The organism is Paenibacillus turicensis, assembly GCF_017873435.1.
Taxonomy (GTDB): domain Bacteria; phylum Bacillota; class Bacilli; order Paenibacillales; family Paenibacillaceae; genus Fontibacillus; species Fontibacillus turicensis.
The window spans coordinates 31889-46435 of the sequence record NZ_JAGGKG010000010.1 but is presented as its reverse complement, the minus strand read 5'-3'; the positions used below and the strand labels follow the sequence as shown (position 1 = coordinate 46435).

The 14547-nt window shown below is 38.3% G+C and carries 14 protein-coding genes; 10 read left to right on the top strand and 4 right to left on the bottom strand.

The features are described from left to right. Positions 1-5: 5 nt before the first annotated feature. Positions 6-938, top strand: a complete 933-nt coding sequence (locus J2Z32_RS11705) for an ADP-ribosylglycohydrolase family protein (RefSeq protein ID WP_210089349.1) — start codon at positions 6-8, stop codon at positions 936-938. On the opposite strand, the gene J2Z32_RS11700 is transcribed toward J2Z32_RS11705, so the two are convergent. After that, positions 928-1965, bottom strand: a complete 1038-nt coding sequence (locus J2Z32_RS11700; RefSeq protein ID WP_245251404.1) for a serine hydrolase domain-containing protein — start codon at positions 1963-1965, stop codon at positions 928-930. The genes J2Z32_RS11705 and J2Z32_RS11700 overlap by 11 nt on opposite strands. Positions 1966-2230: 265 nt before the next feature. Then, on the bottom strand, positions 2231-2794 hold the full coding sequence (locus tag J2Z32_RS11695; protein ID WP_210089348.1) for a beta-class carbonic anhydrase: 564 nt from the start codon (positions 2792-2794) through the stop codon (positions 2231-2233). A 134-nt stretch (positions 2795-2928) separates the two neighbouring features. On the opposite strand from J2Z32_RS11695, the gene J2Z32_RS11690 reads away from it, so the two are divergent. From J2Z32_RS11690 to J2Z32_RS11660, 7 genes are all read left to right on the top strand, one after another. After that, positions 2929-4446, top strand: coding sequence for a carboxypeptidase M32 (locus J2Z32_RS11690; protein ID WP_210089347.1), 1518 nt, complete (start codon positions 2929-2931; stop codon positions 4444-4446). A gap of 242 nt (positions 4447-4688) precedes the next feature. Beyond that, on the top strand, positions 4689-5690 hold the full coding sequence (locus J2Z32_RS11685) for an ABC transporter substrate-binding protein (RefSeq protein ID WP_210089346.1): 1002 nt from the start codon (positions 4689-4691) through the stop codon (positions 5688-5690). Between the two features lie 25 nt (positions 5691-5715). Continuing rightward, positions 5716-6498, top strand: coding sequence for an ABC transporter ATP-binding protein (locus J2Z32_RS11680; protein WP_210089345.1), 783 nt, complete (start codon positions 5716-5718; stop codon positions 6496-6498). A 74-nt stretch (positions 6499-6572) separates the two neighbouring features. Further along, positions 6573-7337: an ABC transporter permease gene (locus tag J2Z32_RS11675; protein WP_425342998.1), complete on the top strand. Its 765-nt coding sequence runs from the start codon at positions 6573-6575 to the stop codon at positions 7335-7337. A 378-nt stretch (positions 7338-7715) separates the two neighbouring features. Further along, positions 7716-8792: a DUF6414 family protein gene (locus J2Z32_RS11670; protein ID WP_210089343.1), complete on the top strand. Its 1077-nt coding sequence runs from the start codon at positions 7716-7718 to the stop codon at positions 8790-8792. A 188-nt stretch (positions 8793-8980) separates the two neighbouring features. Beyond that, complete coding sequence (locus J2Z32_RS11665; RefSeq protein ID WP_210089342.1) at positions 8981-9457, top strand: hypothetical protein; 477 nt, start codon at positions 8981-8983, stop codon at positions 9455-9457. 303 nt (positions 9458-9760) lie between these two features. After that, entirely contained in the window at positions 9761-10486 is a 726-nt protein-coding gene (locus J2Z32_RS11660) for a hypothetical protein (RefSeq protein WP_210089341.1), read from the top strand. A 135-nt stretch (positions 10487-10621) separates the two neighbouring features. On the opposite strand, the gene J2Z32_RS11655 is transcribed toward J2Z32_RS11660, so the two are convergent. Together J2Z32_RS11655 and J2Z32_RS11650 are read right to left on the bottom strand one after the other, a co-directional pair. After that, positions 10622-11980 (bottom strand): alpha/beta hydrolase family protein, encoded by a 1359-nt coding sequence (locus J2Z32_RS11655; protein WP_210089340.1) that lies wholly within the window; start codon positions 11978-11980, stop codon positions 10622-10624. Further along, complete coding sequence (locus J2Z32_RS11650; protein WP_210089339.1) at positions 11977-12762, bottom strand: CPBP family intramembrane glutamic endopeptidase; 786 nt, start codon at positions 12760-12762, stop codon at positions 11977-11979. The genes J2Z32_RS11655 and J2Z32_RS11650 overlap by 4 nt, the downstream gene beginning before the upstream one ends. Positions 12763-12967: 205 nt before the next feature. Here J2Z32_RS11650 and J2Z32_RS11645 point away from each other — a divergent pair, with 205 nt between their 5' ends. Together J2Z32_RS11645 and J2Z32_RS11640 are read left to right on the top strand one after the other, a co-directional pair. Next, on the top strand, positions 12968-13939 hold the full coding sequence (locus J2Z32_RS11645; protein ID WP_210089338.1) for a phosphotransferase family protein: 972 nt from the start codon (positions 12968-12970) through the stop codon (positions 13937-13939). 82 nt (positions 13940-14021) lie between these two features. Beyond that, on the top strand, positions 14022-14477 hold the full coding sequence (locus tag J2Z32_RS11640; RefSeq protein ID WP_210089337.1) for an NUDIX domain-containing protein: 456 nt from the start codon (positions 14022-14024) through the stop codon (positions 14475-14477). Positions 14478-14547: the final 70 nt, after the last annotated feature.

Genomic DNA, 14547 nt, shown 5'->3' with positions numbered 1-14547 from the left:
TAGAAATGTCATTTGAGTCTAAATTTAAATCGGCAATATTTGGGGGAATAGTCGGAGATGCGTTAGGAGTGCCTATGGAGTTCAGGGCAAGATCAACCTACTATGTTGACGACATGATTGGTTACGGTACATACAATCAACCTCCAGGGACATGGTCGGACGATACCTCTTTAACGATGTGCTTAATTGAAAATTTAATTCATAACCAAGGGCAAGATGAGTTGATGCAAAAATTTGTTGCTTACAAGGAACAGGGCTACTGGACCCCTTATGGTGAAATGTTTGATATTGGCAGAGCAACGGATGACGCCATCTTTCGATATACTCACGGTGCACCTGCTCATCGGTGTGGGGGATCACATGAGAGTGACAATGGAAATGGTGCATTAATGCGAATTGCACCGCTAGCTTTCGTGCTTCAAGCTGAGGACTCATCCGTTAAAATTAAACAAATGGTTGAGAAGTGGTGTGAGGTGACTCATCGTCATGCTCGATCTCATCTTGGCTGTATTTTTTACATCACGTTTCTAATGGGATTAATTCGTGATGATCTTCCAATTAACGCGTTAGAGAAGGCAATTTCGTTCTGCAACACTCATTTACGTACAGAATCTCAATATGGGAAAGAATTTCATCATTATGAAGCCATCTTTAATCAAAGCTTCTTAACTTGGGAAGAAGGGCAAGTGAAATCAGATGGTTATGTTGTTCATTCGCTTGAAGCGGCGTTATGGTGTTTTTTCAAGCATGACAGCTATAAAGGGACCGTATTGGAGGCTGTCAATCTTGGCGAAGACACCGATACGATTGCCGCTATTGCTGGAACGATGGCAGGGCTAAAATATGGGCTAAACGCGATTCCAGAGGTTTGGTTACAAAAATTAGCTCAAAGGGAGAAGCTCACTACATTATGTGATCAGTTTGTAATCAAATACTAATCCTTGGGGCAATATACTGGCGGAAAATATCCACAGGTGGCTTGCCCCGTTTTGTCTGATCACGCGTAATGACGACGACTAGATCAAGGGAGGGGATCACAAAAATATTTTGTCCACCAAAGCCTAAAGCATAATAATAATCTAAAGTCATACTGGTAGTGCGTTGATTTTCACCACTGTGAACTGAATTGCCCCCCGTATTATTGACCCTATCAACTACCTTATCTGCCTCTGGTACATAGCTGTCCACCCACCAATGCCACCCATATTGTCCTCTTCTTGGGGCATTGGTATCTATAAATGGGGTGGTAGCACGCTTGACCTTATCTGCGCTAATGAGCTGCTTGCCTTGCCACTCCCCTAAATTTAGAAATAACTGTCCAAATTTCAACATATCCTCTGGCTTTAGCTTTAAGCCAAAACCACCTGTGTGAAGCCCTTGGGGATCATATTCCCATTCGTAATTGTCGATACCTAGAGGTCCAAATAAATATTGTTCTGCAAACTCTGCTGTTGTACAGCCCGCAGCTTGTGAAATTAGACTTGAAAGCAGCTGGGAGCAACCTGAATTGTATTCCATATATGTACCTGGTGCGTGAGCTAATGGCTGTGATAAGGTATAATCTAACCAATTTGCGGTTTTGATCATGTTAGGAAAGGAGTTAATCCCTTTAAATTCCTGCCATCTAAAGCCAGCACTCATTGTGAGTAGGTGTTTGATAGTGATCTCCCTTTTTAGTGGATCTGGATCATGTTGGAGCTGTGGGAAGAAGGAGGAGATCGGTGTTTCAGGTGGTGGCAGCAAGTCTTTATCCATCGCGATGCAAACTAATGCAGACACAATACTTTTCGTACATGAATTAATTTTAGCAATTTCCTGCTTCAACTGCGATTCTCTGTAATGCTCCATAAGCAAAGTGTTTTGATATGCAATAAGGCAGCTTCTAACCTTTAACTCAGTAAGGTCAAGTACTAAGCTGTTCATTACTGTTTCAAGCTTGGCTGTAATCTCCATATTCGAATTCATTTCATGCTCAACTCCATTTCCAATCTATGTTGTATGTATAGCCATAGTAGAATCTATGTTCATATCCGTACTACTTTTATTCGTTAAACTATAGCTTAGCCAATTTTATATATAAAAAGCAAGCCGCAAGACACCCATACGTTTGATGAGGTCAATACGGCTTGCTATGTTACTCCAGCTTTAATTACTTTAGATTTATTGTTATAAATTATGTTACTCTCATACTAATACGCTTTACGAAATCGGCATCTTAAAAATGGCTAGCTTATTGCTCATACCCATCAATAACAAGCTCAAGCGCACCAGTTGCAGAATCAATTAACAACCCGTGAACAGGAATACCAGCAGGTAGAAGTGGATGTTTTTTCACAATATTAACCGTGCCAATAATTCCTTCTTTTTCATTAGAAAAGCCATGAAGCCATTTTTGTAGCTTAATCCCTGAGTTCTCTAATGTGCTTAGCGTATCCTCAGAGATGCCTCGCTCGCGCATAGAGGAGATCACTCGGTTAGAATCAAGCGCAGCCATACCACAGCCTGTATGACCTACAATAAATACTTCCTCTGCTTTAAGCTCGTAAATTGCAACAAGAACACTTCGCATAACACTACCAAAAGGCTGGGAAATAACAGCACCAGCGTTTTTAATAATTTTAGCATCACCATTACGCAAATTCATTGCCCGTGGCAATAGTTCTACTAGGCGGGTATCCATACAGGTGACAATCGCCATCTTTTTACCCGGAAATTTGTCTGTCATATAACTTTCATATTCCTTGTTTTGTACAAACTGCTGATTGTATTCCAGGATTTCATTAAGGTTGCTCATGGGACTATCCCCTCCTAAATAGATGTAGTAAAATAGTAAAATGTGATAAAACTCATTTCAAAATTTGATTATACGGTTTGTAATCAGTATCATCAAGTAGGGTACATAAATTTTTTTGAGGAGTGAAACGTGATATGGCTATAAATGTTATAGCAGTATGGGATTCTTTTGCGGCTTTATTGTCAAAAATTAGTAGTTATCAAGAAGCTGTTGCTTTAATGGCATGGGATTTAAGAACAGGTGCGCCAAGAAAAGGAGCAGCGCCACGCTCCGAAACAATTGGCTTATTATCTACAGAAGCATTTAAATTGCAAACGTCAGCGGAGATGGGTGGGTATTTGTCCCAGTTGTTAGAAGACGATGCATTTAAGCAATTAAGTGATACACAGCAGCGCATTGTGAAGGATGCAAAGGAAGAATACGATCGTAGCGTAAAAATTCCTGAAGAGAAGTACAAGGAATATGTAGAACTAACCGCAAATTCAGAAACATTGTGGGAGGACTTCAAGGAAAGTGGCGATTTTGTGGGCTTTGAGCCATATTTGACCAAGATCGTAGCGAAGCTTCAGGAGTTTATTGATTACTGGGGTGTTAAGGATACCCGCTATGATACGTTGCTTAATATGTATGAGCCTGGTCTTACGGTAGAAAAGGTCGATCAAGTATTTGGTCAATTACGTGACCGTCTCGTGCCTGTTGTAACTGCGATTAGTGAGCATGGACATAAGCCAGATACAGAGTTTTTACACAACATTTTCCCGAAGGAGCAGCAAGAAAAAGTTAGTTTGTTCCTTTTGGAGCAAATCGGTTATGACTTTGAAGCGGGACGTGTAGACGAAAGTATGCATCCATTCCAAACCACTCTAAATCAAGGGGATGCTAGAATTACGACGCATTACATTGAAGATGATGTTGTGGATGCGTTGTTCAGCTCCTTACATGAAGGTGGACATGCACTTTATGAGCAAAATGTAAGTGATGAGTTAGCGCGTACACCACTTGGTCAAGGAACCTCAATGGGCATTCATGAATCTCAATCTCGCTTCTGGGAAAATATGATTGGACGTAGCCGTCCGTTCTGGGAACGGTACTATGGCGATTTGCAGAAGCACTTCCCTGAGCAATTAAACGAAGTACCATTGGATCAATTTTTCAAGGCGATTAATGCAGTCAAAAACTCCTTGATCCGGATTCAATCCGATGAATTAACGTACAACCTACACATCATCATTCGTTATGAAATCGAAAAAATGATTTTCAACGAAGGGTTGCCAGTAAGTGAGTTACCACGCGTGTGGAATGAAAAATATCAAGCTTATCTTGGCATAACGCCGCCAAACGATGGTGTTGGCGTATTGCAGGATGTGCACTGGTCAGCAGGGCTATTTGGATACTTCCCTTCTTATGCGTTAGGGAATATGTATTCCGCTCAATTTGCGAATACGATGATGAAGGAATTACCTGAGTTTGAGAAGTGGGTAGGAGAGGGCAACTTCGCACCTATTCGTGAATGGTTGATTGATAAAATTTATAAATATGGCAAGAGCCGTACACCATCCGAACTCATTGAAGGCGTGACAGGTGAACCCCTAAACCCTACTTATTTAGCAGACTATTTAGAGCAAAAGTATAAAGGGATTTATGGGCTTTAAGATTTATGGGCTTTAAGTGGATTTTAATTTTTAAAATTTAAAAATAAGGATGTGCTTTCATCTCTAGGATGGAGTACATCCTTTTTTTGTACATAGGATTTGTTTGTGTTTTTGCTCTTTCTGTATATTGTCCTTAAAATCGTGGTATTTGTCCTTATAACGCTTTTAAGATTCGTGGCATATGATGGAGCATTAAATTGGAAATACATCATGATTACTCTAGATTACAGGAGGTGATTGTAATGAAAAAAGGTGTGTTTGGAATTGTGATTGCAATAACGATGCTTGCTACGCTAATTGCGGGTTGTTCGGGAGATAATGGTAAAACCGTAATTCGGTTAGGGGAGGTAACAAGGTCCGTATTTTATGCACCACAATATGTAGCGCTTGAACAAGGCTTTTTTGCTGAGGAAGGCTTGGAGGTAAAGCTGCAAACGACAGCGGGTGGAGATAAAACGATGACTGCTTTGCTGTCAGGAGCCATTGATGTTGCGCTGGTTGGTTCAGAGACATCGATTTACGTATATCAACAAGGAGCCGAGGACCCTGTCATTAATTTTGCACAGCTAACTCAAACGGACGGTACATTTTTAGTGTCTAGAGAAGATATGCCGAACTTTGCATGGGAGGATCTTAAAAATAAGGATTTCCTAGGGCAACGCAAGGGTGGCATGCCACAAATGACGAGTGAATTTACGTTAAAGAAGCATGGAATCAACCCTCAGCAGGATTTGAAGCTCATCCAAAATATCGATTTTGCTAACATTGCGGCTGCGTTTGCATCAGGCACCGGGGCCTTTGTCCAGTTGTTTGAACCACAGGCTTCGATTTTCGAATTAGAAGGAAAAGGACATGTCGTTGCCTCCTTTGGTACTGAAAGTGGACAGTTGCCTTATACCGTCTATATGGCGAAAGCAAGCTTTATTGATAAAAATAAAGAAAGTATTCAGAAATTTACAAATGCGATTCAAAAAGCTCAGAAATGGATTGTACTTCATTCTCCTGAGGAGACAGCAAAGGTGATTGCCCCACACTTTAAGGATAGCGATCCTGTTGTATTGGCAAGTGCAATTAAACGGTATTTAACACAGCAATCCTATGCTGCTACCCCAATGTTATCTGAAAAGGCATGGAACAATTTGCTCGATGTTATGGAAAACGCAGGGGAGCTAAAGGAACGAGTGCCGATGGAAAAGCTCGTTAATAATGATTTTGCTAAAAATGCGGTAAATAGGCACCCATAATATGTCATGGAAGGAGCACGTCAGGATGAATTCTGTTGTTGAAATGAGACATGTGGATCTTGTATATGTCAGTCAGCGTGAAGCAGTTCTGGCGCTGGAAAATATTAATTTAGCGGTAGAGCCAGGTGAATTTGTCAGTCTGGTTGGGCCTAGCGGCAGTGGTAAAACGACATTGTTATCGCTCATTGCCGGATTAATATCTCCTTCCAGTGGAGACGTATTGGTCCATGGCAGAAAGGTAGTAGGCCCTTGTGCAGAGGTTGGATACATGCTACAGCAAGATTATTTATTTCCGTGGAGAACGATTTTAGATAATTGCGTGCTTGGGCTAGAATTAACAGGGAGATTAACACCTGAGAACATCGCTTTTACGCAGGAGTTGCTTGATGGAATGGGGCTGGGAGGTACGGCTTCCTTTCACCCTCATCAACTGTCAGGGGGAATGCGTCAGCGAGTAGCTTTAGTACGGACATTAGCAACCAATCCTGATTTATTACTGCTGGATGAACCATTTTCGGCGTTAGATTATCAGACGAAGCTACAGCTGGAGGATCTTGTTGTAGACATTTTGCAAAAAAGAAGAAAAACCGGCATTTTAGTGACGCATGATTTATCTGAAGCGATTGCGATGAGTGATCGTGTCATTGTGTTAGGCGCAAAGCCAGGGAAAATCCGAAAATCCTTTAAAATCCCTTCTCATATCGCTCAAATTGCCCCGTTTTATGCACGTAAAGAAAAGGGCTTTAATGAGCTATTTCATGAAATATGGGCGGAGCTTGAAGCCGATCATGAGAGGGAGGGCATATGATGGACGGTAATCATGATATAAATCGGGATACGGATGGGCGTCAGGCATGGCTAGATGAGCAATATAACGCCCACATGAGGAAAAAAAGACGTACACGTCATGCCGTATGGTCGGTTCAATTTGCCATATTATTTATTGCTACTGCCTTATGGGAAATTGCGGGTCAGCTAAAATGGATTGATGTCCTTATTTTTAGTTATCCCTCTAAAATCGGCGGACAAATTGTGAAGGATGTTGTGAGTGGGGAGCTTTGGCCGCATTTATTTATGACGGTAGGTGAGGTTGCCGTTGGCTTTATATTCGGGACGTTGCTAGGTACAATTTTGGCAGTGATGATATGGTGGTCACCATTTTTATGTAAAGTGTTAGATCCGTATATGGTTGTGTTTAACAGTATGCCGAAGGTGGCGCTAGGTCCGATTTTCATCGTGTTGTTTGGCGCAGGCTTTACGGCGATTGTTATCACCACCTTATCGATAACGGTCATTGTCACGACATTGGTGGTTTACAACAGCTTTAACGAGGTTGATGTCAATCTGGTAAAGGTCGTTCGTAGCTTTGGCGCAACACGCAAGCAGGAATTTAGAAAGGTTATCTTGCCAGCCTCATTTCCCACCATCGTCTCTACGCTTAAAGTAAATGTCGGTATGGCTTGGGTAGGCGTCATTGTTGGGGAATTTTTAGTCGCTAAAATCGGACTTGGTTATTTGATCGTTTATGGGTTTCAGGTGTTTAATTTTACGCTTGTCATGGCAAGCTTGGTCATTATTGCGATCGTAGCAACGGGGATGTACCAGCTGGTGGTGTATGTGGAAAAGAAGTTGGTTAGGCAGTCGTAGGGGTTGTGGGGATGAGTGAGATTGTGAAGGAGGATAGTGAACAAAAAATTAATATAAAGCGAAGAAATGGGTTTTAAGATGGGATATCCGTCTTAGGGCTCTTTTTTTATGGATTTTTATTTCCTGTAATTTGAAAAACAGGTATACTGGGGTGGGGGATGCTGTATAATAGTTTTTTTAAAGTGGAGGAAATATAGAGAATTTGAGTTATACATAAGTGGGTAGATGTGATGCGAGTGAACTACAATTTGTACTAATCTGAGTGAGTGTTTAGATAATAAACAGAAATTATATATTAGATTTAACTTGAATGGGATGTATGTAAAACTTCGTAAATAGGAAATAGGCAATATCAATTATATGAATAGAGGTTATAAAATGAAAAACGATGTGAGAGATTTTATTTATCTTGATCAGTCTAGGGTTTTGTCAATTGGTTCTCAGTTAATGGGGGGGATTACTGACAGTATTATTGAGAAAGAAGTGAGTGCTAAAACAAATCAAAATGCTTTGAACTTAAAAGGAGGTGTAACCGGGGAAATATCAATCGGTGATGAGACATCCGGATTGATACAAACATTGATAGCTAATGTTCTCAAGACAAAGTTAAATCTTTCTGGAGAAGCCTCACCAAACTTTCTTAGCATTAATTCAAATAATATAGAGAATTCTGAAACTAAAATACTAAGTCATTACCAATTTTCACTTCTTATTGATGCTTTAAAAGAGAATAAGTTGTTGAAAGACCTCGATATTTATAAATCACATGACTGGAAGCCAAGGGGCAAATTATATGAATCACTTAAACCAGGAGATTTTATAGAATTAACTTGTAGAACAAAAATTGAAGATGTTTCTTACTTGGGTAGTGTGGCTTCCGCTTTGGAAAAGTTCATTGAAATGATGAATCAGGTTCAAGCTGCTGAAATGGTAAGAGTTCTTATTAAAGAAGGACATACAGCAGATGAAGCTTTACAATTAATTACTGAGACACCTATCCAGTTTGGGCTTGATTCAATGAAAGGACTTTTTGGTGCAGATTCAAATCCATTAGAGATTAACGCAATAATAAGTCTTATGAAAGAGATGGTCGGAGGAGGTTTGACCAATATTCCACTTCATATAATGGCTCGTTCTAAGTGTGCCTCTGAGAAAGATGTTAAGTTTGTTGGGCCAATCAATGAGTCGTTTTTAATTGACACTAAACAAGATTTATTATTTAAATATGGGTTTTCTCCTGACCAAGATTGGAGACTACTGGCACAGGTTTGTAAAATTCCAAAAGAAGAAAGAAAAGATTCTGTTAGTTTTCCGCAGGTTGCTGAAGGTAAAATAGACCAGATGGTTCAAGGTATGACAGATATGTTTACTCAGCTAAGTAGTCAAATTGGTGTTCACTCTACGGTAGTCTTTCCTAACGTTTCAATAAATGTAATTGCTCTATATAGGTTATAATTTACTTTGCAAACATAGCATTCACGCATCGGACCATTTAGCCCTCAGTCTGCAAAAGCTTGTTCAGAGGAACACTTCGAAATATATCGTCGCCCTATCACATACATTTAACTAAATTGAACGTCAGCAATAAAGGAACTTTTGCAGAAATCAAATGCAAATATTGAATACTTTGGAGGTATATCAAAGTGGAAATTGTAATTGGAATTGTAAGTGGAATTCTGACATCATTTATATTATGGATAATAGTTAAGATGTTTTTATATGTAATAGCTCCTTGGTTTGAATCTATTGTATATAAAGGAGTCCTCATTGCAGGTAGTTGGAAATCTACTGTTCAGTTGACACCAGAAAATTTCAAATGTGAGTTAAGCATTCTTGTTTCACAAAAGGGACATAAGCTTTCAGGAGAGATAATCGCAAGATACACTAATACTTTAAAGGCAGAAGACATTAGAACAAGAAGGCTGAACTTCACTGGTGAGATTATTGATAATAATATTATATTGACTTACAGGTCATCAATTAGGAGCATTACAAGTTTAGGGACGTACTTGCTTAAGCTAGTACGTGGTGGAGAAGAACTTAAAGGTAACATGCTAGCAATAGATGGAATTTCCGGTGAAGTACTTTCATATGAAGATGTAGTATGGAAGAGAGAATAGAATAAAAGGAGTATCTAGTTGGTATATATAAAAATATTTATGTAAAATGCATTGATTAATCAAGGAAGAGATACTATTGGATATCGGGTTAACATCTTTAAAATTTAATTATATAGCAGAAGAAAAGTACACATAGGAAAATAGAATGAAAGACATAAAATGGGAAGTCATTGATTTATCTATACTAAGGAAGGGCGAGGAAGACATCTATAGTTTTGAGATCATTGTGGTTAATGGTTTAATTAAGTTTAGCTTCATGAATGAAGGTTGTTCAGTAAAACCATTAGAAGGAGAAATATATCTATGATAAATAAAAGATTTTTTTTATCCTTCAAAGTTCTAATTCTTTGTACTCTCATAATACTGTCAGGCTGCAACAGTAATTCAATCAAAAATGATCCAAGTAGGTCAAACACTAAAACAATCAGTAACAGCGGAGTGAATCAACAAGCTAAACAAGAATTAGAGTCAAAGCAAAATCCAACTGAAAACATCCCAACTGATAACTCTAAAATAGCCCCATTTTCACTAGAAGACCTAGATATAAATTACAATGGTTTCATATTAAATGATCGTACTCCTCTAAAAGTACTGTCTGCTAAGCTTTCTATTCCAATTGGGAAAGAAACTGAAAATAGTAAGCATATTATATCAGGCAAAAGTAATAATACCAGTTTTATTTGGTTACAAGTCTCCTATCCAAACAAAAATAAAGCAGATTTCCTATTCGATTATTTATACAATGAAACACTTAAAACTGGTCGCATAGTCTCTGTAGAATTAAAAAATATTCCAACTAAAAGAGGCATCGCTGTTGGAGATCATTTAGACAAACTAAAAAAGGTCTATGGAGATAATATGGAACAAACCTATAATGGTGAAGCAGAAGACAGCTACAACTTGAAGATAGAGAACTATGAGATGCGCTTTATTGTAGAAAAAAGTAGTGAAAAGATTAATAAGATTTATGTGGATTTTGATCGCAATCAAGCGATGGAGGAAATGGATATAACGAGTCTCCAGGATTGAAGTTCGAGGATCATAAAAGGCTTCTTAGGGGGAAACAGTTTAATAGAGAAGAGAGGGAAAAACAATTTTGAATTTTCCTGCTCTTCTTTTTTGTCAAACATTGTTCAGTCACTTACTCTTATCATTGCTACAGTGCTATAAATGCTGTTCCAGAAATTTTAACGTATGCTCGTTAATTAAGCGGTGTTGCTCTCTAATATCTGGGGCGAGTGGCTTTAATAGCGGTGAGTAGAGGGGAATATCAGTGAAGCTTAGATGTCCAGCTTCTGGGAGGGTAACCTCAAGTCCCTCCTTCCCTAATAGACGATGGCGTATAATCCGCTCTTTCTCCAAGCCTGTCATTGTTTCTTCTAAACCTTTAATTTCAAGTCCACCATTTAAAATCAGCAGTGGCTTTAGTTGAGTCTCTTCCAGAGCTTTATCAGGATATTCCCCATAAAGATAGCCATCTAGATTGATAGCGACTTTTGCAAATGATGTATTCGTAAGTATGTGTGCTGCCGCTGCCCCTCCGAAGGAATGACCAATCAATGCAATTCGATTAAAATCCATTACACGCGAGAAGGGTGAATTTGGCTCATTGTCTTCAATATGCTGTAAATAATCTAGTACAAATTGAACATCAGCTTGCATCTCTCTAATGATTGAAAGGGAAGCTGTATTATGGGCATTAAAGTTATCAGGCAATCCTTTAAATGCTTGCGTAAATGTAATGTAGCTTTTTTCATCAAATACACTTAAAAATGCTGTACCAGGATGCTCAAGCGCAATCACTATATAACCTTGGCTTGCCAATTCAAGTGCTTGGAAAGTACTAGTAAAGCCGGCACCAAGTTGATTGCCATGCAAGTAGAAAACGACAGGAAGCTTATCAAGGCTACCACTTTTTTTATAGAAAGGAGCAGCGTATTGCGCAGGCAGTTCCAGATGTCGGTAGCTGTTGAGTAATAGCGACCAAAATACTCCATATTCTTGCCTAATTACCTTCGCCCATAAGTCGGCTTGTGGAATATAGGTAGCAGAAATTGTACCTTCATCACTAGCAGGATACCAGATGCGTACATTTAATTGGCGATGGGCCCCATTTGCAAATTTACGATCAGGGTCAGTCAAGGTGTAGTCCATAACACCTACAGAATAAGGCCCACTTGGTTTAGTGAATTGAAATAGAGGCAGTGCACTCGCTATTCCCCAGCATAGCATTCCAGCAAGTAAAGACAGGAAGCTGAGTAAAATTGTTTTAATTCGTTTTGGAGGACATGAAGTTAATTTAGATTTCTTAAATAAGCTATATATCATGAGTGAGATTGAAAAGAGATATACTGGGATCATAGCCAAACGCCAGTTTTCAATAAATATATGTAAAAGCAGTGTTACAAGTAAAATAGCAACAATTATACGTGCTCTAAGTGGACGTAACTGAGAACCTGACCAAAGCACGAGGATCCAACCTAAAATGGTAGTACAAAGTAAAATATATTCTATTAACTTCATGAGTAATTTATTGTCTCCCTTTCATTTTTGCCTTTGTTTTTAAGCTCGCATAGATACCAGACCACATGAAATAGCATGTGAACAAGGATAGCGGCAATAATGCCGAATTTCCAGAAAAGGTATCCACACACAATGGAAACCCATAAATTTCCATATAGCATTACAAAAATTAAAAATGGTGATATAACGAAGCCTTTTTCGACGTATCCAGGTAAATGGGCTAAACCAAATATGATTCCAGTGATAAGAATAGAAGCCCAAAACGCTATAGCTTCAGAGGGAATTAGTTTTAGCACGGCCCACATGGTTAAACTTAGTAACCCCCAACGGAATATTATCTCTTCTACGATCCCACCTGAAGTGATCTGTACCGTAAGACCAAGTTGTTGTCTTAGTTGCTCTGAGGCTTGAACAGAAGTCTTATCCATTCGGTTTCGAATGAATTTATAATAGCTCACAACCCATACCAATCCACATATTATCCCACCGACAGTACCAACCCCCACCTGTTGTAACAAATTGATTAGGATGATGTTCCCATTACCGATACCTTCTAAAAATAAATCTTTAAGTCCGATTTTACTTCCAAAATAAATCCCTGCTGATATGGATAGATTTATAAAAATTGTCATGACCAAAAAGTTTAAAATAAAAAAATTCCTTTCAGAAATGCTGCCTTTTGATTGCGCAATAAAGTCTGCAACTGAGTTTTTACTCATTAGCCATATGCCAGGAAGACAAAGCACAAATAATATTAAAGCAACCACTAAAGAAGAATACATAACATCACTTCCTTTCTTGAAATATAATTAAATTATAAAACCTCCAGTAACTGTAGGTGCAAGTCTTAAAATTTATTATTTTGCAAATATTTAAATCAGATATCATTAGATGGACTTTTCAAGATTAAGATGCTAGATTTCCTTTAATAGAAACAAAATTCACCACCATAAATTACCCATTATAAATAGTTAGGAGATAAACATCATGAAGGATTCTTGGGAACGATCAAGCAAAAAGCTAAATATTAATGATGAGAGCATCAGAACTATGATTAATCAGGTGTTTAAAAATAGACAACTCGTCAAGATTGAAAGAACAGAAACTGGCCTAAGCAGCGGTATTTATAAAGTGCAAGTCGAGGGGATAGCTTCACCTTTCATTTTAAGAATTTCAAATGGTGATGTAGAAGTTGCATCAAAAGAAAAAGCAATAGCTGATAGATTGAGCGGAATTGTACCTGTAGCTGACTACGTTTACTTTGATACAACACGAAATATAGTAGATTATGATTGGTCTTTACTAGAGTGGAAGGAGGGGGTGCTGTTACGAGATATTTTGCAAAAAGGGGATGAACGCCAAATTGTGCAAGCTGCAGATGCTGTTGGGAGTGTGTTAGCTCGCATACATGCTCATACATTTCAATGTTCAGGCTCTTTGGCAGGAGATCTTTCAATCGTTGATCCTTTTACTATGGATACAGATGAGTTTAATTCTTTTATTTCAGAAAGTCTTGATGAAGGAGCAGCTGGCCGTTGGTTAGGAACAGAAGTGACAGAAAAGGTTCGAGCATTTTGTTTTCAGCATAGTTCATTATTGTCTGAAGTTGATGAGCCTTCAGTTCTAGTTCATTCTGACTTTAATGGACTTAATATATTGATGCTGGATCATTCGAATCGGGTTGAAGTGTCGGCCGTATTGGATTGGGAATTTGCATTTGCAGGAAGACGTTATGTCGATATTGGAAATATGCTTCGTTATGAAAATAGTAACTCCTTGTTTGAACGTCATTTTATTCAATCTTACATGGGTTCAGGTGGGTATTTAAATGAAAATTGGAGACTGATCTCTAAACTAGAGGATATCATTGCTTTGTTAGATATATTAAATCATTGTATTCCAGATATGCCTAACAAAATCTCAGATGTAAGAAGGCTTATTATTGGGACGATACAATAAAATTTTACAATAAGATTCAATTGAGTAAACAAGGGTTCCAAACTAATTATGTTTATCTATAGCACAGTTAGGAGACTAAAAGGTGAAAATTATAGTAACGGGTGGAGCAATTATACTAGACGAACAAAATAGGATATTGCTTCAAAGAAGATCCGATTATGGTGATTGGGGACTTCCTGGTGGAGGAATGGGTGCTGGTGAATCTATTGAAGAGACAATGATCCGTGAAGTATATGAAGAAACAGGATTAAAAATAAAAGAATACAATTTATATACCGTATACAGTGGTCCTCGTATGAAGTATAGGTACCCAGATGGGAATGAAGTTGTTTTTGTCATGTTTTTATTTAATGCTAAAGCCGATTTAAATGGGCAAGTTCTTGAGGGTAACAGACTTATTTATAATGATGACAATGATGAATCTTTAAGGCTTGAATTTAAATTCCTAGAAGATATTAATATTGAGGAAATAAATATAGTGCAAAAACCTATATTTGAAGATTTGAAAAATGGTATAAAAACAATATTAAGAACTTGATGCGTAGAATATTTGTTACCATCTTCAATTTCAAGGAGAGAGTAAAAAGACGCTGCGCAAACAACGTCTT